The sequence below is a fragment of the Clostridium sp. Marseille-Q7071 genome, from assembly GCF_965112025.1.
The window spans coordinates 2344462-2363978 of the sequence record NZ_CBCOPR010000001.1 but is presented as its reverse complement, the minus strand read 5'-3'; the positions used below and the strand labels follow the sequence as shown (position 1 = coordinate 2363978).

At 28.6% G+C, this 19517-nt stretch carries 19 protein-coding genes; all 19 read right to left on the bottom strand.

Annotated elements, in window-relative coordinates; genetic code table 11:
* Positions 1-43: 43 nt before the first annotated feature.
* Positions 44-1363 carry an LCP family protein gene (locus ACWPW7_RS11060; protein WP_454053542.1) on the bottom strand — a complete coding sequence of 440 codons (1320 nt, stop codon included), beginning with the start codon at positions 1361-1363 and terminating at the stop codon, positions 44-46.
* A 10-nt stretch (positions 1364-1373) separates the two neighbouring features.
* Complete coding sequence (gene yqeK, locus ACWPW7_RS11055; RefSeq protein WP_454053541.1) at positions 1374-1943, bottom strand: bis(5'-nucleosyl)-tetraphosphatase (symmetrical) YqeK; 570 nt, start codon at positions 1941-1943, stop codon at positions 1374-1376.
* 13 nt (positions 1944-1956) lie between these two features.
* On the bottom strand, positions 1957-2559 hold the full coding sequence (nadD, locus tag ACWPW7_RS11050; RefSeq protein WP_454055498.1) for a nicotinate-nucleotide adenylyltransferase: 603 nt from the start codon (positions 2557-2559) through the stop codon (positions 1957-1959).
* Between the two features lie 505 nt (positions 2560-3064).
* Positions 3065-3358, bottom strand: a complete 294-nt coding sequence (gene yhbY, locus ACWPW7_RS11045) for a ribosome assembly RNA-binding protein YhbY (RefSeq protein ID WP_039632048.1) — start codon at positions 3356-3358, stop codon at positions 3065-3067.
* Positions 3359-3368: 10 nt separating this feature from the next.
* Positions 3369-4646 carry a GTPase ObgE gene (obgE, locus tag ACWPW7_RS11040; protein WP_454053540.1) on the bottom strand — a complete coding sequence of 426 codons (1278 nt, stop codon included), beginning with the start codon at positions 4644-4646 and terminating at the stop codon, positions 3369-3371.
* Positions 4647-5228: 582 nt separating this feature from the next.
* A complete protein-coding gene (gene rpmA / locus ACWPW7_RS11035; RefSeq protein WP_039632044.1) occupies positions 5229-5531 on the bottom strand; it encodes a 50S ribosomal protein L27 in 303 nt (100 codons plus the stop codon).
* A 4-nt stretch (positions 5532-5535) separates the two neighbouring features.
* The gene (locus ACWPW7_RS11030) at positions 5536-5868 is read right to left on the bottom strand and encodes a ribosomal-processing cysteine protease Prp (RefSeq protein ID WP_454053539.1); all 333 of its coding nucleotides are present in this window, start codon (positions 5866-5868) and stop codon (positions 5536-5538) included.
* A gap of 2 nt (positions 5869-5870) precedes the next feature.
* A complete protein-coding gene (gene rplU, locus ACWPW7_RS11025) occupies positions 5871-6182 on the bottom strand; it encodes a 50S ribosomal protein L21 (protein ID WP_039632041.1) in 312 nt (103 codons plus the stop codon).
* Between the two features lie 187 nt (positions 6183-6369).
* Positions 6370-7800, bottom strand: a complete 1431-nt coding sequence (locus ACWPW7_RS11020; protein WP_454053538.1) for a ribonuclease E/G — start codon at positions 7798-7800, stop codon at positions 6370-6372.
* Between the two features lie 20 nt (positions 7801-7820).
* A complete protein-coding gene (locus ACWPW7_RS11015) occupies positions 7821-8525 on the bottom strand; it encodes a TIGR03936 family radical SAM-associated protein (protein WP_454053537.1) in 705 nt (234 codons plus the stop codon).
* A complete protein-coding gene (locus tag ACWPW7_RS11010; protein WP_454053536.1) occupies positions 8494-10353 on the bottom strand; it encodes a TIGR03960 family B12-binding radical SAM protein in 1860 nt (619 codons plus the stop codon). The genes ACWPW7_RS11015 and ACWPW7_RS11010 overlap by 32 nt, the downstream gene beginning before the upstream one ends.
* Positions 10354-10559: 206 nt before the next feature.
* A complete protein-coding gene (locus ACWPW7_RS11005) occupies positions 10560-11432 on the bottom strand; it encodes a M50 family metallopeptidase (RefSeq protein ID WP_291560908.1) in 873 nt (290 codons plus the stop codon).
* A 20-nt stretch (positions 11433-11452) separates the two neighbouring features.
* The gene (locus tag ACWPW7_RS11000) at positions 11453-12214 is read right to left on the bottom strand and encodes a peptidoglycan DD-metalloendopeptidase family protein (protein ID WP_454053535.1); all 762 of its coding nucleotides are present in this window, start codon (positions 12212-12214) and stop codon (positions 11453-11455) included.
* Between the two features lie 302 nt (positions 12215-12516).
* On the bottom strand, positions 12517-12885 hold the full coding sequence (locus tag ACWPW7_RS10995) for a methylglyoxal synthase (RefSeq protein WP_291560912.1): 369 nt from the start codon (positions 12883-12885) through the stop codon (positions 12517-12519).
* A 12-nt stretch (positions 12886-12897) separates the two neighbouring features.
* Positions 12898-13998: a rod shape-determining protein RodA gene (gene rodA, locus ACWPW7_RS10990; protein ID WP_291560915.1), complete on the bottom strand. Its 1101-nt coding sequence runs from the start codon at positions 13996-13998 to the stop codon at positions 12898-12900.
* 256 nt (positions 13999-14254) lie between these two features.
* The gene (minE, locus tag ACWPW7_RS10985) at positions 14255-14521 is read right to left on the bottom strand and encodes a cell division topological specificity factor MinE (RefSeq protein WP_039632025.1); all 267 of its coding nucleotides are present in this window, start codon (positions 14519-14521) and stop codon (positions 14255-14257) included.
* A gap of 9 nt (positions 14522-14530) precedes the next feature.
* Positions 14531-15334 carry a septum site-determining protein MinD gene (gene minD, locus ACWPW7_RS10980; RefSeq protein ID WP_454053534.1) on the bottom strand — a complete coding sequence of 268 codons (804 nt, stop codon included), beginning with the start codon at positions 15332-15334 and terminating at the stop codon, positions 14531-14533.
* Positions 15335-15348: 14 nt separating this feature from the next.
* Positions 15349-15981 (bottom strand): septum site-determining protein MinC, encoded by a 633-nt coding sequence (minC, locus tag ACWPW7_RS10975; RefSeq protein ID WP_039632021.1) that lies wholly within the window; start codon positions 15979-15981, stop codon positions 15349-15351.
* A 608-nt stretch (positions 15982-16589) separates the two neighbouring features.
* Positions 16590-19514 (bottom strand): penicillin-binding transpeptidase domain-containing protein, encoded by a 2925-nt coding sequence (locus tag ACWPW7_RS10970; RefSeq protein WP_454053533.1) that lies wholly within the window; start codon positions 19512-19514, stop codon positions 16590-16592.
* Positions 19515-19517 lie beyond the last annotated feature (3 nt).

Below are 19517 nucleotides of genomic sequence, written 5' to 3'. Positions count from 1 at the left end.
TCCTCCTTAAATTTGCTTATATATTTACATATAAATTATATGTTTAATAAACAAAATCCCTATCCTCACCTAATATAACTTCTACTTCAAAGTTCTCATTATATTCGGACATATATTCTACGTCATCTATATTAAAATCTTTTTTAATAACTTCTACAATATCCTTTTTTAATCCATATATCTTAATCTTAGAAGTTTGTCTATTCTCATTAGCATTCCCTGTAGTATATTGACTATAGCCTTTTTTAGCTATATTTTCTCCAAAGTTTCCTGCTAATCCCTCTTTGGTTGTAGAATTTAGTATGTTAATTCTAATATTATTTTTTTTAAATCCTTCTACTTGCTTTTCATCATTGGACTCTATTTGCTTTTCATTGTTTAATATAGATAAAATATCACTATTTGATTCTGGTGTATAAATAAAATAAGATATTCCACCTATCCATGCATCTTCACCAGAAATTACGTGAAAGTTTACTTTTTCTTTTGAAGTACTAGCTAAGCTTAAGCCATAATCCATTATATTTAATGCACTTAAATTAGTCTCTATATATTCTGGGAAGACTGATAGCACATTAGGAAGCTTCGGTATTATGCTTGGACTTTGTATTTTCGCTAATAAGGTTTTAAAGAATTTTTGTTGTTCTTTTATCCTTCCCAAATCTCCTTCTGCAAGTCCAGTTCCATCATTGTTTTGTCTCCATCTTACAAAGCCCTCTGCCTCTTTCCCATCTAAATGCTGTGGTTCTTTGCTAGCTTCAAAGTATATGTGCAAATCCTGTGTAGGATCGTCATAATACATATTTCTTTCTATGACTACATCTACTCCACCTATTGCATCAATGAACTTCCTAAAACCTATAGTATTTACTTTTACATAATAGTCTATGGTAGTATTAAATAACTCTTCTACAGAGTCAACTAAATATTGTACACCACCTATTGCATGAGCGGCGTTTATCTTTTGTTCCTGCCCATCAATAGTTACTTTTGTATCTCTAGGAATTGAAATAATATCATATTTCTTCTCTTTTCGATTATAATGCACTAACATTATGGTATCTGTTCTCTTCGGATCATATTTATCATTTTCATCACCAGATCCTAGGTCCAATCCCATTACAAGAAAATTAGCAGAACCATCACTAGATAAAGTATCATTTTTATTTCCTTTATTAGCACCAGATTTTTTAAGATCTATAGCATTATTATCAAAACTAGATAAATAAGCATATACTCCACCAGATAATAAGACTCCTATTAGTAAAATTGTAAATAGAACTCTTAATAAAATAGATGACTTTTTCTTTTTTCTTTTATTTTTTCTTACAGATTCATTATTTCGTTTATTATTTTCTCCCATATTTAAACACCTACTGCTTCTGAATTAGTAAATAATTTCTAGCTTCTATTGTATTCTTATGTAATAAAAGTTTTTTAGATAATATGTATTTTATAGTGTTTTCACAACATCCAATAACAGCTTCATCTAAATCCTTATATGCAAGTTCTCTTAAAGATTCAACTCCTTGAAAATTTCTTGAAGGTTCGATGTAGTCTGCTACATATATTATCTTTTCTAGTAAACACATATTAGCTCTTCCTGTAGTATGATATGTAATAGCATTTAATATATCGCTATCCTCAATATCAAAGGTATTTTTAGCTATATATGCTCCGACAACACCATGTAATAACTGAGGTGAACTATAATAATCCTCATCTATTTCATGATTATTTTCCTTTGAAATTCTTATAAGCTCATCATTGTTCATATTTTTTGCTGCGTCATGTAATAGTGCTGCTATTCTTGCCTTTTTAGCATCGACATTATACTGTATTGCCAATTTTTCAGCAACATCTACAACACCTAAAGTATGAACATATCTTGACGGCTTCAAACATTTTTCAAGATATTTTTTTATGTCATCTTCTATTAACATTTTTTCACTTCCTTTATTTATACAAGTTAAGCTTTTTAATAATTTTGTAGGCTTCACAAGGAAGAAGATATTTTACATTTTTATTTTCACTTATTTTCTTTTTAATTATGGTAGAAGAAATATCGATTACAGGCATATTTAAGAATATAATATCTGTATTATATTTTTCTTCAATATTTTTCTTTTGCTTTTTTATTTCTTCAAGACTATACCCTGGTCTTGTAAAAACTACAAGGGTACAATTCTCTAATATACCTTTCACATTTCTCCAGCTTTCTAAATCAATTAAACTGTCTGCACCAGTTATAAAAAACCATTTAGTATTAGGCTCTAGAGTATTAAAATGTTTTAAAGTTTTATATGTATAACTTAATTCATTACTATTTATTTCATAATCACTTATATCAAATCTTACTTCATCTTCAATTGTAGATTTTACAATTTCGTATCTTATTTTACCTTCTGTAACTTTTCTCTGAATCTTATGTGGCGGGTTTCCACTAGGTATGAAAATAATTAGATCTAAATTTAAGTTATATAATGCTTCATAAGCAATATGCATATGCCCGTTATGAATTGGATCAAAGGTTCCTCCAAATATTGCTTTTCTCATAATAAAAACCTTCTTTTTCTATATTATATAATAACATAATTTTTACTTTTTACCAAATACAAATTTAATCCCTTATATTAAATCATACTATATATAAATGTACCACATTAAAATATAATGTATACTCTAATAAAGCTGTTTACTTAGGTATTCTAATGCACAGCTCAAAATAATGGAGAATTGACGATTGACAATGGAAAATTATTGATACTTCTCTTTTATAAGAGAAGTTTTCAATTGATTTATTTTTTAAGCAACTTAGTCACTTCTTAAAAAGGAACAGCAATTGTATTGCTAGTAAAAAATCAATTAAAGAAATTAGTTTTATTAAGACTAATTTCCATCATAATTATCAATTGTCAATTTTCAATTCTCCATTGATTAAAGTTATAAATTGAAATATTTAATAGTGTAGTTATTAACTACATATTAATTTTCAAGTAGTATATATATAGATATATTAAAAATATTATTTAAAAAACCATGAAAATTCATGGTTTTTTATCATTTACTTTGGAAGTTCTATTTTAGGCTTTTTAGCTGATTTTCTATATATAACTAATTTACTTCCTATAGCTTGAATGCCTTCACATCCTAATTTTTCACATAAAATATCAGATGCTTCTCTAGGTGTCATTCCACTGTTATTTAATGTTTTAATTTTAATAAGCTCCCTTGCTTCTAAAGCTTGATCTACTTGTTTTAAAAAATTTTCCTCTATTCCACCTTTTCCCACTTGAAATATAGGATCTATATTATTTGCTAAGCTTCTTAAATAGCTTCTTTGTTTTGTACTTATCATAAAACTCCTCCTATAATAAAAACTCAAATTCAAAATCATTAAGTCTTATAATATCACCGTCTTGTACCCCCATAGTTTTAAGCTCATCTAGCACACCTTTGTTTCTTAAAACCTTGTGGAAATATCTTAAAGAATCCGGATCATTTACGTTAACACTATTAAGTAATCTATCAACAAAGCTTCCCTCTACAACGAATATGCCTTCTTCTTCTTCACGTATTGTATAAGTAAATCTCTTTTCCTCAGGTACGAATCTTTCATCATTATTAATTTCAAGCTCTTGAACTGGAATATGGCTCAGCATCTCTGCTGCCTCTTTCATAAGCTCATCTACTCCTTGATTTGTAGCTGCTGAAATTTTAAATACTTTATTATATCCCATTTCATTTAGTTGTTTCTTAAAGTTTTCAAATACTTCTTCATCAAATAACATATCTGTCTTATTAGCAGCTATTATCTGTGGTCTATCCCATAATTTAATACTATATTTTTTAAGTTCTTCGTTTATTTTCTTAAAATCTTCAATTGGGTCTCTGCCCTCTAATCCTGATATATCTACAACATGTATAAGTAATCTTGTTCTTTCGATATGTCTTAAAAAATCTAAGCCTAAGCCTACTCCTTCTGCAGCGCCCTCTATTATTCCAGGAATATCTGCAATTACAAAGTTTTGTATTCCTTTTAAACTCACTACACCTAAATTAGGCTTTAATGTAGTAAAATGATAGTTTGCAATTTTAGGTCTTGCTTTAGAGACTACTGAAAGTAACGTGGATTTTCCTACATTAGGGAATCCTAGAAGTCCTACATCTGCAAGCAATTTAAGTTCAAGCTTTATCCATCTTTCCTCACCAGGCATACCTGGCTCTGCAAAACTTGGTGCCTGCCTTGTTGGAGTACAGAATTTAGCATTTCCATTTCCACCTTTTCCACCTTTACAAACTACATATGTATCACCAGCATGAGATAAATCGCACATTATCTTATCTGTTTCTACATCTCTTATTACTGTACCCATTGGTACATCTATTATAAGATCTTCACCATCTTTACCATAGCACTTTGATCCTTCACCTTTGCCTCCATCGTCAGCTATGAATTTTCTATTATAAGAAAAATCTAGTAGTGTAGTCATATTAGGTTCTACTCTTAATATAACACTTCCACCATTACCGCCATCTCCTCCATCAGGACCGCCAAGTGGCACGTATTTTTCTCTTCTAAAGGAAACAGATCCATTTCCACCATTACCAGATCTAACAAAAATTTTGGCTGTATCTATAAACATACTTTTTCACCTTACCTTAAATAAAAATTATTTTAACATACATAACTATATTATTTACTAAATTTAATTTTTTATGGATAGTTTATAGTATTGAGAGATTTTCTCTGTAAATCTTATAATATAGTAACAGTAATTTATTATAAAGTATCTTGTTAATTAAGAATTAAGATTTAAGAATTCTAGATACTTCTTCTCTTATACAACTCACAATGCACAGTTTACAATTATGGATACTTCCCTTTACAGGAGAAGTTTTAAATTGATTTATTTTTAAAAACTAGCAATGTAAATGCTAGGAAAAATCAATTAAAGAAATTAACTCCTTAGGAATTAATTTCAACTATGATTGTCAATTCTCCATTATTTTAAGTTGTTAATTAAAACATATTTGTCTATATATTAAATTTTGAGACACCACATCTATGCATTTTACATTTTAAAATACTTTTAAGTTATTTCCTTATATCCATAGACACTTGGTCTATAATTCAATTCTCAATTCTTAATTCTCAATTTATCAGTTTAATTTATAAACTTTGATTCTATAGATTAAAAAAGCACCCTAGCAGGGTGCTTTATCAACTATTCAGCCATTGCAACTTCTACATCGATTGGGTAAACGCTAGCTTTTTTTCTATTTTTGCCCATTCTTTCGAATTTTACAACTCCATCTATTTTAGCGAAAAGAGTATCATCTCCACCTATTCCAACGTTGTTTCCTGGATGGATTTTTGTTCCTCTTTGTCTAACTAGGATGTTTCCTGCAAGCACAAATTGTCCATCTGCACGCTTAACACCAAGTCTTTTAGATTCACTGTCTCTTCCGTTCTTTGAGCTACCTACTCCTTTTTTGTGAGCAAATAACTGAAGGTTCATAATTAGCATAATACTACACCTCCTCTATCTCTATCTTTATATAATCACCGTACGTAAATGCCATACTTTGTAATCCAACATGCATAGTTTCAATTAAAACTTGACATTTCTCAATGTCTTCACTTGCCAGATTTTCTAACGTTAAATTTATAATCCCATCATTCAATTCATATTGTGGTTTTAACTTTAAAACCTCTTCCATACCAAGTATGGTGGTTTGTGATATTACTGATATCCCACAACATACTAAATCTATATCTAGATTTTCAGATTGTGGAGCAGCATGACCACTAACAGTAAAGCCAACATATGTATCACAGTCTTTGTAAAATTTAACCTTAGTCATAATTAAGCTTCTATCTTTTCAATTACTATCTTTGTAAAAGGTTGTCTGTGTCCTTGTTTCTTTCTGTAGTCTTTTTTTCTCTTATATTTGAATACTATAACTTTTTTAGCTTTTCCTTGTGCTACTACTTTAGCAACAACTTTAGCTCCTTCAACTACAGGTTTTCCAATTACTAATCCTTCTTCTTTTCCAACTGCTAAAACATTATCAAATTCTACAGTTGAATCAACGTCAGCTTCAAGTTTTTCAACGAATAATACGTCTCCCTCTTGAACTCTGTATTGCTTTCCTCCAGTAAGTAAAACTGCGTACATTAAAATACACCTCCTCAATCCAGTCTCGCCATTTAAGGTACATTTAATAAAATTAAATGATTTAATAAAACCTCTTCTGTGCGGTCTACAAAAGCCATTGTAGCATATCTAAATTTATTTGTAAAGGAATTTTATACTTTTTATAGCAAAGATATAAATCATAAAATAAGTGATAAAATATTAATGACTATCCATATATCTTGCAATTTTCTAGATTTCTTATTTGATTTGAAAATATTAATGGTTCTATTTTAAAAGTATCCAAGTCGTGAATATAATTTATATATATACGTTTATCCAATGCATTTATATTTTTTATAAAAGTTATTAAATCTCTTTGAATTTCATTCTTATAAAATTCATCTATCTCAATATATATATCTTTGACATTCTGCTCACTATTTAGTCTTTTAATATTATTTCTAATCATATTTTCAATATAAGATAATTTTATTTTTACCCCTTTCCCCTTACATGATACACATTCTTCAAAAATATACTCATATATAGATTTTCCAGTCCTTCTTCTTGCGATTTGCACTAAGTTTAACTCAGTAAAATTATATATATTAGTTTTATTCTTATCATCTTTAAAATATCTTTTCAGGGTACTAATAACATCTTGTTTTTCATTATCTTCTATTAAATCTATGAAATCAATTAATATTATTCCACTTAAATTTCTTAATTTTATTTGTTCAGCTATAATCTTTGCTGCTTCAATATTTGTGACTAATGCCGTTTTTCTAAGAGATGAACTTTTTACATTTTTAGCTGAGTTAACATCTATTACATACATTGCTTCCGTTTTTTCAATAACAATATTTCCTCCACTAGGAAGAACTACTTTATTATTTCTAAGACTTAATATTTCTTTTTCAATACCATAATAATCAAAAAGCCCTATTGACCCATCATAAACTTTTATTTCACCTTCATGATGTTTAGAATTTAAAACTTCTTTACAATAATTAAAATCTGTATGATTATTTACAATAATATTATAGTCATCACCTGATGTTTCCCTCAATATATTCCCTAATATTCCTTCACTTCCATACAATAAGCCTATATTTTGATAATAAGTAAATTTGTTAACTATATTTTCATATATATTATATAGATTATACATTTCTTCTTTTAATATAGATAAGTCTACATTTTGTCCTTTAGTTCTTATAACTATTCCTAAATCTATAGGTTTATCTAAATTGTCTTCTATATACTTTATAAAATTCTTATCCTTTATTTTAGGTGAAAACTGTATTTTATTGTGACTATTAGTTATGACAATATAGCTACCCGGTAAACTAATTGAATTTATAACTTTAGGACCTTTTTTGCCAATTTCCTCTTTTATAACTTCAACTAATACTTCATCACCTTTTTTTATGCTTTTCATATTATCATTTAAATACATGTAAGCATTTTTTTTATAACCTATATCTATAAAAGCACATTTAATAGCAGGTACAATATTTTTAACTATACCCTTGTAGATATCAGAGATTTTAGGAAGCTGATTTTGTTCTTCAATGTAGCATCCCTTTAACACATTATCTTCTTTTACAGCAACTTTGAGAAAATCTTCTTGTCTTTCAATAAATATTTCTTTCAAAAAAAACTCTCCTAAATTTATTAAAAATACTGATTTAGAGAGAAGATTTTTTCATTTTTATATGCATACATATCAATTCTCTCTATATCTACAAAAGAATCTTCTTCTATAGATTCTACTTTTTCTTTTATATAATCGCTAAGTAAACTAGCTGAAAGATTTTCTCTACTACCGCAGGCTAATAATGTGTTTAATATTACTCTATCCTTTTCAGTACTATAAGTAATTTCTTTTATTAATGGTTTTATATCAACTTCTTTTTCGCCTTTTTTGCTCTTTTTCACTATATTCCATTGACTTTCTTTATTTAAGTTCTTTATATCTTCTAATGCTTTATTCACATCTTTAGCTTTTAATTTTATTATATATTTAGCAGCGTCAATTATAGCCATTGCTTGAGGTGCCTTAGAATTTTCCTTATTCTCAACCTTTTTTACGTCTAGAAATATAACACCTCTAGGTGTATTTTCGTTCAAATTCTTTAATATTTGATTTTCATCTATATCCTCTGTAAATACAACATCCATATACTCTCCTTTAGAATATGAACCTACAGATAAAGGTTGAGCTATAGATATAGTCATATGTGGATTAAACCCTTTAGAATATTCTATAGGCAATCTAGCTCTTCTTATAACTCTTTGAATTGTTCTCATTAAATCTAAATGAGATATAAATTTTATTTCACTTTCCTTAGTGTATTTTATTAAGTATCGCACCTTCAAAGCACTTTCCCTCCTTAAAGCTCACGTTTACACCACATCTTTCACATATTCCTCTACAATCTGGTGTAACAATAGCTTCCTTAGCTTTATTGTTTTCCTTTATTAAGAATTCTTTAGTAACACCTATATCTATAAAATCCCATGGAAGTATCTCCTCATAATCTCTTTCCCTGTAAGCATAGAAATCTCCATCTACATTACAGTCACTCATTGATTCATTCCATGTATCAAAACTAAAATACTCTCCCCAACCATCAAAACGAGCACCTTTTTCAAAGGCCTTTATTAATACATCACAAAGTCTTCTATCTCCTCTTGCAAATACTGCTTCCATATAACTTACAGGAGACTCATGCCAATTGTATACTATAGCTTTGCTTTTAATTGAGTTTCTTAAATTAGAAATTTTTTCTTTAACACTAGGCATAGTATCCATTGGTGCCCATTGGAAAGGAGTAAAAGGTTTAGGCACAAATATAGATGTGCTAATTGTAACTCTTAAGCCTCTTTTTCTTATATGCTTTGGAACATTAAAGTATTGTTCTACTACTTTTTCACCCAGTTCTGTTATACCTATAACATCTTCCATAGTTTCATATGGTAATCCTATCATGAAATATAACTTTAATGTTGACCATCCTGCTTCAAAAGCACTTCTACTAGATTCTAATAAGTTTTCTTCATTAACACCTTTATTTATAATATCTCTCATTCTTTGACTTCCTGCCTCTGGAGCAAAGGTAAGACCTGTTTTTCTAACCTTTTGAATTTCATTAATTAAATCCACAGAGAAAGAATCTATTCTTATAGATGGCAGGGAAACCCCTATTTTTTCTCCTTCATATTTCTTAACTAAAGAAAATATTAAGTTTTGAATATCTGAATAATCACAAATACTTAATGAAGTTAATGAAACCTCTTCATATCCGGTCTTCTTAAGAATTTCATCTACTTGATTTATAAGTGTGTCTGTCTTCTTCTCTCTAACTGGTCTATAAATCATACCTGCCTGACAAAATCTGCAGCCTCTTGTACAACCTCTAAAGGTTTCTAAGGTAATTCTGTCATGGACTATTTCTGTATATGGAACTATAAGTTTATCTGGATATACATTTTCATCAAAGTTATTTATAATTCTTTTCTTAACAGTTTTAGGTACATCGTCATAAATAGGTTTAAACTCTTGAATTGTATTATCATCTTTATAAGTTACCTCATAAAGACTTGGAACATATACTCCTTCAATTTTGCATACTGCTCTTAAATAATCTTTTTTAGATTTATTTTTATATTCTTTATATAAATCTAATATTTCATGAATTACAATTTCACTTTCTCCTAAAACAAAAATATCAGCAATATCGTATAATGGTTCAGGATTGTAAGCACATGGTCCTCCCATCATAACTATTGGACTTTTTTCATCTCTTTGAGAGGCTCTAAGAGGTATTCCTGACATATCAAGCATATTTAATATATTTGTATAGCTCATTTCATATTGTAATGTAAATCCTAAAAAATCAAACTCTGATAAGGAATCCTTACTTTCTAATGCATATAATGAAATGTCATTTTCTCTTAATTGCTTTTCCATATCAGGCCATGGTGCAAAGCATCTTTCACAAAAAGTATCTTCTCTTTCATTAATTACATAATATAATATTTTGCTTCCTAAATGAGACATTCCTACTTCATAAACATCAGGAAAGCAAAAAGCATAACGTATATCAACTACACTTTTATCTTTATTATAACAATTAAATTCTCCACCTACATATCTAGCTGGTTTTTCAACTTTGTACAGTATATCATCAGAAATTTTATTCATTCAAATTCCTCCTTAAGTTAATTACAATACTTTATTTTATCATAAGCTAAGAATATTTCAAAATAAATGTTGATTATATAAAAACTACTTTAACATTTAAAGTATGGTCAAACATTTGCTTTTAAAGTCTATATGTTTAATTACTATTATAAATTTAAGGCATAAGTATTTATCCTCAAAATATTAAGCTCCCTTTAAATGTTAAATTAAGGCTTTAGATCTCTATAAATATCAAAATCTCTATTAATTATAAATTGTTCTAAAGTCATGTTCCCTTGATTCTTTAATCCATTTATTACTTCTTCTTCATATATAACCTCTAAAACATCCATATTATCGTCTAATACAGTAAAAATATTATATTTATTTTTATCCACTAAATCTAATAGCTGAAGTAATGTTAATTTATAGTGTACAGATATACTTTTATTTTCTATATAACCTCTTTTAATTAATTTTTCCCTTTTCTTTATTATATAACCCATAATTACATATACTATCCTTTCTTTTTCCTTTTTAGAAATAACCAAAATAAAAATAGCTATTAAGGCTAAGTTAATATTGGATATACCATAAAGCAAAGTAATAAAGTGAATTATGAGCAATATGTATCCTAAAATTATACTTATCCTTAAGGCTATTTCATTAGCTTTTTTATATAAAAATTTTGTTGTAAGTATATCTCTTAAAACTCTACCTCCATCTAATGGAAAGGCGGGGAACAGATTAAATAATCCAATCACCATATTATATTGTAAGAACAAAAGTATATAACTGTTGTTTATATACCTATAGACAATGTAGCTTATAAGAGCAATTATAAAATTTCCAATAGGACCACTTAATGAAATTATTATATCTTCCATAGGAGAAGCCTCATCTAAGTCTTTCAGTTTTAGGGCTGCCCCAATGGGTAGTATTTCTATACAAAATCCACTATAACCTAGAATTCTAGCAGTAATGTAATGAATCATTTCATGAATTATCACTATAATGAATCCTAATAAAAGCTTATAGTTTATTCCTATAATAATTAAAAATAATAAATAGGGTATAAAATATTTACTAAACCGTATCAATCCACTCCTCCTCCAAATTTTTAGGTTACCATATAACTATATACATCTTGCGTTTTTCCCATATATAAAATTTCAAAATAAAAGGTCTTGGGTTCTACAGTATCTCCCCTTATCTCACCTATGGTTTCATCTTTTTCTACTGATTGACCTACATTCACATAAATATCAGATAAATTATAATACTTACTCTCTATTCCTTTTCCATGGTCTATCAATATATAATTTCCAAGCTTATCATTATCTATCTTTTTAACTCTTCCATCATTACAACTTTTAATATCCATATTCTCATAAACTTGAAGTTTTAAAGTTTCATTTATACTTTTATCCCATTTATTATTACCATAAACTTTTTTTGATGATACAGGTAAAGAATAATCACTTTGGATTTCTTCATCAATAGTTCTTCCACCTATAAAACCTATTTTAATTTTTTCTATTACTTTTATACTCATGTTTTCTATATCTTGAATATCTACACTTTTTGCTTTTTCAAAAATAGATTTATAATCATAACTTTTATTTATCATAGTTTTACTTAAATTATAAAATCCGACTGTATATTCATTTATATATATCTTACATCCTAAAAATACTATGATTAAAAAAATTACTATGGAGAGCTGTATTATAAGTCTGTCACCATAATTTTTACGGGACCATGTCCATAAAGATTTACTTCTATTAGTTTCTTTATTAGTTCTATTTTTTTGGTAATATGCAGATTTATTTCTAGTTAATGCTGAATAATATTTTTCATATTGTTCACTATAACCTCCCATTTTTCCTCCTTTATAACTTCTTACTTTTCTATTTTATATATATATTAAAATACTTGAATTTTATGAATAAAGTTTGAAAAAATCTTAACTTAGATATCTAAAATAAAATGATTAATTAAAGGCTGATACATTATTTTGTATTAACAAGTAAGAAGTTTACGTCAATACTGGCATCATCATATTTTCACAACAAAAGTAAATAATAAAAATAGCATATAACTTAAATTACTTAGTAATTTAAGTTATATGCTATTAGTTTCTCGTTTTAAATTTCCTATATATTTTTAATTTTAAATACTTTTTTATCTACTTTTTAAAGCTTTCATAATTACTTCAGCTGTGCCTAGGTTTGTAGCAAGAGGTATACAATGAACATCACATAATCTAATAAGAGCTGTTACATCTGGTTCATGTGGTTGGGCTGTAAGAGGATCTCTTAAAAAAATTATAAAATCCATTTCTCCCTGTGCAAGTCTTGCACCTATTTGCTGGTCTCCACCTAAAGGTCCTGACAAAAATCTATAGACTTCAAGATCTACTAAATCGGTTAATAGTTTTCCTGTAGTACCTGTAGCATAAAGTTCATGTTCATTTAATATATGCTTGTATCTTCTTGCAAATTCTATCATATCATCTTTTTTCTTATCGTGGGCAATTAGAGCTATTCTCATAAAAAATTCCCCCTAGAAATTTATTTTCTTTCTTCTCATACCAACATTTAATATTAAACCTAAAGATATAAAGTTAGTAAGCATTGAACTACCACCATAGCTAACAAAAGGAAGAGTAATTCCAGTTATAGGCATTACACCTATGGTCATACCCATATTTTGAATTATAGAAAACATTAGTGCTCCTATTATTCCTGTACAAATTATACTTCCAGCTACATCCTTTGAAGTTTTTGCTATTTTTATTGATTTATATAGAATAATACCATATAAAGTTAATAGTATTAATGCTCCCATAAGACCCCATTCTTCTCCGATTACTGCAAAAATAAAGTCTGTATGGTTTTCAGGAACAAATTTATACTGCTTACCATTTAAAAATCCAAGGCCGAAAACTCCTCCAGATCCTATGGCAATTTTTGATTGTAATAGCTGTAAGCCATGACTTAGTTCAAATTGCTCTGGATTTAAAAAAGCTATAAATCTTGATTTCCAATAAGGTTTCATAAGAGGTGAATTCCATAAGGCAACTACGGTTAAGAATATACCACCCAGTCCTCCTACAATAGCTTTCCAATTCAAATTTGTTACGACAACTATTCCTAAAACCATAAAAAAGCATACCATAGTCATTCCCATATCCGGTGCTATAACTATAAGAAACATTGGTATAGCTGCATATATGCCAAGTTTAATAACGCTTTTCACATTATTTACATCTCCATCCATATCTTGAATTTGTTTAGCAAGCATTATTATCATACCAAGCTTGGCAAATTCAGAAGGCTGAAGGGCTCTACTTCCAATGCTTATCCATCCTGTTGCTCCATTTACTTCGCTACCTAGTACAAATTCTGTTAAAATCAATAATACAACACCTGCCCAATAAATAAGAGGTGCATAATTTAAAATTAGAGTATAATCGATTAATATTACAAAATACATAGTAACAAGCCCTACTATGAGCCATGCAAATTGTAGTTTTGCATAATATCCCCCTGTTGCACTATATATATTTGCAACAGAAAAAAGAACTAGAATTACTACCGCTACAATTATGCCGTAGTCTATTCTTTTTAATAATTTATTATTTAGCTTTAGATTCTTTAGCATATTTATCCCTCCAACATAAATATGATTATAACATATTTAATAAAAGAACAAAAGTAATGGCTAATTTCATAATTATTAATTAAAATAAAATTATTGTATAAATATATATATTTATATTTATGCGTATGAAATTACAAAAGAATGTAATTTTGCTTCATAAATTAAATTTATATTTTAAAGCTTCGTCCTATATTTTTTTTGCGAGCTACTATTGATTGAAAAAAGCTATGCATTTAAATAATGCACAGCTTTAGAGCTATCTATTTTTGATTTTTTTAATAGGTATACTGGCAATTAATGCTGGAGAAGCACCTTCAATTTCTTCAGCCTTTGTAAATTTAACATCAACATCGCTATCATCAATTTCTGCGTAATTAGATATAACCTTTAATAGATCTCCCTTTATCATTTCTAAAAAATCCGGCGAAAAATCAGCCCTATCATGAATTAATATTAATTTCAATCTATCTGTAGCAATATCCTTAGAAGACAATTTACTTGAAAATATTTTAAACAAATCCATATCTTCCTCCTATTTGTTGCCGAAGAATTTTTTTACTGTAGCCCAGAAGCCACCTTGAGAAGAAGTTTGATTTAATTCTACAAAAGGAACCTCTTCACCTGTAATTCTTCTTGCAATATTTTTAAAGGCTTGTCCTGCATCTGCAGTATTATCTAGTACTATCGGCTCACCTTTATTTGTTGATATAGTTACCTTTCTATCATCAGGTACTACGCCTATTAATTTAATAGCTAGACACTCTTTTATATCCTCAATATCTAACATGTCTCCATTTTTTGTCATTTCAAAATTAATTCTATTAACTATAAGCTCACTTTCTTCAAGTCCCTTTGCACAAAGCTTTCCTATAACTCTATCAGCATCCCTAACTGAAGTTATTTCCGGATTGACAACAACTATTGATCTATCAGCTCCTACTACTGCATTTTCGAAGCCTTGTTCAATTCCTGCTGGACAATCTATTATAACATAATCAAAATTTTCTTTAAGTTCATTCACTACTCTTAACATCTCTTTTATATCTACATCATTTTTATCTCTTGTCTGCGCTGTTGGAAGTAAAAATAAGTTATTAAATCTTTTATCTTTTATTAGAGCTTGCTTTAATCTACATCTTTCTTCAATTACATCTAACAATGTAAATACTACTCTATTTTCAAGCCCCATAAGCACATCTAGATTTCTTAGTCCTGTATCACCATCTATAACTACTACCTTTTTATCCATAGCAGCTAAAGCTGTTCCTATATTGGCTGTTGTAGTAGTTTTTCCTACGCCACCTTTTCCTGACGTGATAACAATTGCTTCTCCCATTTATAATACCTCCATTAAATATATTTATTAACTAAGTACGGCTCTACGATTATATTTCCATTCTTAACTCTTGCAACCTCTGGATAAGCTGGTTTTATGCCATCCTCAGGTGCTCTTGTCATTATATCCGCAATTCTTATAATTTGAGGTTCTAGTGAAAATGCTGCTATAAATGATTTATCATTTCCTGTGCACCCCGCATGTACACTTCCTCTAATAGCTCCTACAACTACAATATTTCCCGCGGCATACACCTCTGCTCCTGGGTTTATATCTCCTATTATAACTAGGTTACCTGAATATTCATATACTTGTCCACTTCTTATGGTTTTCTTTAAATATTTAGTGCGCCCTTCATAAATACCATTAAAGACCTTATTTTGCTTTTCATCTATATCTTGAAAAATACAATCTCTTATTAAAAACTCCTCAAATAACAGATCCCTTAATTTCCTTAATTCTCTATCTGTAAATTCCTTTAATTGAGTCGTAATTTTCAAAGTACATCCTCTATAAAATCTTTTTCCCTTTGATAGTTTTTCAATTAATGCATTGGTCATATCTAGAGAGTTTTTAAATTTTTTCATGTCGATAACTACATTTAATCCCTCTTTATTACCTTTTATTATTATATTGTCTGCATACATAAATACCCTCCAAAATTGAGCTATTTGATATATTTCAACACTTCTAACTAAAATCCTCCTATAATAAGGATATTTTTATAGGGTTTCTTAATAAAAATTTAATTTATACATTATTTTAATTTCCATAACAAAATTTTTCTTTAGAAACTAAAAATTAAGAATGAAAAATGAAGAATTATGGTTAAAACTCCACGTCAACGTCTTTAGAGTTTTTTTAGAATAGATTTTATTTTGAGAAATTCACTAAAAGTGAATTTCTTCATAAACTCTTCATTCTTAACAGTTAATCCTTAATTTTCAAGAGTTTAAACTATTTTGTAGAAAACTTATTTTCAGGTATATTTTAAGTTTTTATATTGAATATCATAAGTAACCCCTAATGGTTATAAGTTTATTTTACTCTATTTTCCTCATATAATCTAGAATTTTGAAATAATGTATAGAATTTAATTGATTTATAAAAACAAAGCTTAAAATAATGGAGAATTGACAATTATAATTAAAATCAATTTCTTAAATACATTTTCATAAAAGACTTTAACTTTTTAAAATAGCCTTTATGCTAATTTAGCATAAAGGCTATTTTTTTATTATTGATTATCATTATTTTAGTCTAAAGCATCTTCTTGATGATTATTTTCTGCACTTTCATTATTGTTATTATTTATAGCTTCATTATTTGTGGTATTATCTTGATTTGAATTACTTTGTGTTTCAGGATACATAAATCCATAACCTGGATCTACTTTCAATAATTCTTCTTTAAAGTACTCTTCATATATGGCTCTTACTACTGGTCCTGCATATCCTCCATGCCCTCCATCAAATATAATAACACAGGTTACTATTTCTGGATCATCGAAAGGTGCAAAACCTAAAAATACGGCATAAGAAGTTCTTCCTAATGCCTCCTCTTGATTTTGATTAAAAGTAGAAGAACCTGTTTTACCACCGTGTTTTAATGGATAATCTTCAAATGCAGTAGCACCTGTACCTTCTGTTGCGCTAACAACATCCCCCATACCTTGCTTTATAACTTCTAAATACTCTGGATTAATGTCAAATTTATCTAACAGTTGAGGTTTAATTACAGTCTCTTCTCCTGTTACTGGATCAATAATTTTATCCACAAGCTGCATTTCATATCTATATCCACCATTAACTAAAGTAGCCATATAGTTTGTTAATTGTAGAGGAGTAAATTGGTTCATTCCCTGTCCTATGGAAGCATCATAAGCATTAGCAGCAGATTTTTTATTAGATATAGCATCTGCTATGGCATAATTAATTGCTATTGCCATATTCTTAATATCTTTATCGGTATATTTCTTTTCTTTAAATTCTGGAACAGACTCAATTAAATCTTTAAGAAGTTTTTCCATTTTAGGAACTATTTCTTCTTCTTTTCCTTTGGCATCTTTTTTCATCTCTTCTTTAATAGCATCAATCAATATAGTTTTCTTCTCATTGATTTTAGCTATTTCACTTTTTTCTTTATCACTACCAACTTCATTTTTTCTTCTTATATCAATAGGTTTATAATGTGGTGTAGTGTTTATAGAATCTATACCTTTATTTAAATAATCAGCTATTTGCTCTACATATTCGTTAGCAAACTTATTTTTACTTGATTCATAGTTATAAACTTGACCAAAATTTTCTGGTATTTCTATACCAGTTTTAGGCTCTTTATTAGAATTAGGCTCTACCCCTAGTCCAAATTTCCATGCATATTTCGCTATATAATCAAGTCCACTTGATTTCTCTCCGCCTTTTGCAAACAATCTATCTGCTACATCATAGAAGAAATAGTTACAAGATACTTTAAGAGCCTCTCTAATATCTATACTACCATGAGAACCTCCACTTTGGTTATATATCCAACATGCTCCCTTATAATCTGAGTATCTTTTGTTGTATTCTCCAGCATCATTAATTGTAGTAGATAAATCTATAACCCCTTCTTCAAGTCCAGCTAATCCTGTTAATGGTTTAAATACAGACCCTGGTGGAATTAAAGATAATGTAGCATAGTTATATAATGGTTTAGGAAATATATCATAGCTGTCTTGTCTAGACTTTGTATTATTTTCTGTTGTAGTATCTAACGGAAACATTCTATTAAGTAATTTATCTACCTTTTGTTCGTAAGAAAGACTAGACAATTCATTCTCATCTAATATCCCTGATATAGAGGTAAGTCCTCTTTTTTCAATATATTCTTTTCCCATTTTTTCTAAATCAGAATTAAAATATTTTGATGAAAGTTCTGGCGTAAGTGTAAATATATTAGGGTCATATCCTGGCCTACTTGCTAATGCAAGTATTTTACCAGTCTTAACTTCCATAACTATTGCTGCTCCTCTTGTAGCATTGGTAGTATCAACATCATTTCTCCTACCTTGTTTTTGAAGGTCAGCCATAGTATCATCCAATGCTCTTTCCGCAACTGATTGTATATTTTTATCAATATTAAGCTGTAAAGTCTTTCCTGGATAAGCTTCAACTTCTCCAAGAGTTTTAACTTTTCTTCCCTGCTTATTTACTTCTATACTCTCTTGACCTTTAGTTCCTTTTAGAATACTTTCAAAGCTAAACTCTAAACCTACTTTTCCTACTTTATCAGCACTTACATCATATCCCTTTTCTTCAAATTTTTCTTTTTCCCAAGAGTCTATTTTTGCAGTATATCCTAAAAAAGCTGAACCTAGTTCACCATTAGGATAATTTCTAATAGGTTGAGTTTCTACCATTATACCTGGCAAGTCTGGCTGAAGTTGTTCAAAGATAAACGCAGCTTCTTTATCTAAACTGTTAGATATAACCACAGGTTTATATCCTGAATAACTTTGTATCTTAATGCTATCTAACACAATAATGTATCTTCTCTTATCAGTTAAGCTATAATTTTTCTTGTCAATATCAATCTCATAATTTTTCTTAAATTGTTCTTTATATTCATTAAAGAGCTTATTGAAAGCTTCTTCTGCAGTAATCTTTAATAATTCTTCATCTACTTTCTGTAATTCCGCCTTAGAAAGATCACTTTCGCTTTTTCCCTTATAAAGTTTATTGATTATATCCTCTTGAAATCCTCTATCTTTTTTAAATCTAAGCTCCATCCATTGTTTACTTGCTTCATCAACAGCATTAAATTTAAATTCAAATTTCGGCTCAACAGTTATGGGAAATTCATCTACTATAGAAATCTTATTTTCATCTAAAATTTTAAGCACCTTTTCCATAGTATCAAAAAAAACTTCTTTACTCTCAGGAGTTTCTGTAAACATCAATGCGTAACTTTGTTTGCTTGTTGCTAATACTTCTCCCTTTCTATCAATGATATCACCTCTTGGTGCTACCTTAGAAACATTTTTATAGTGCTTTTTACTTGCTTCTTCCCTATATTCTTCTACCATAACTACTTGAAGAAATAGGAGTCTTACTATCAAAATTGTAAATATCACAGCCATAGTAATAAAAAACACCGTATATCTTGAAAAATTTTTTTCTTTTTTATTGTTTTTTACCATAAT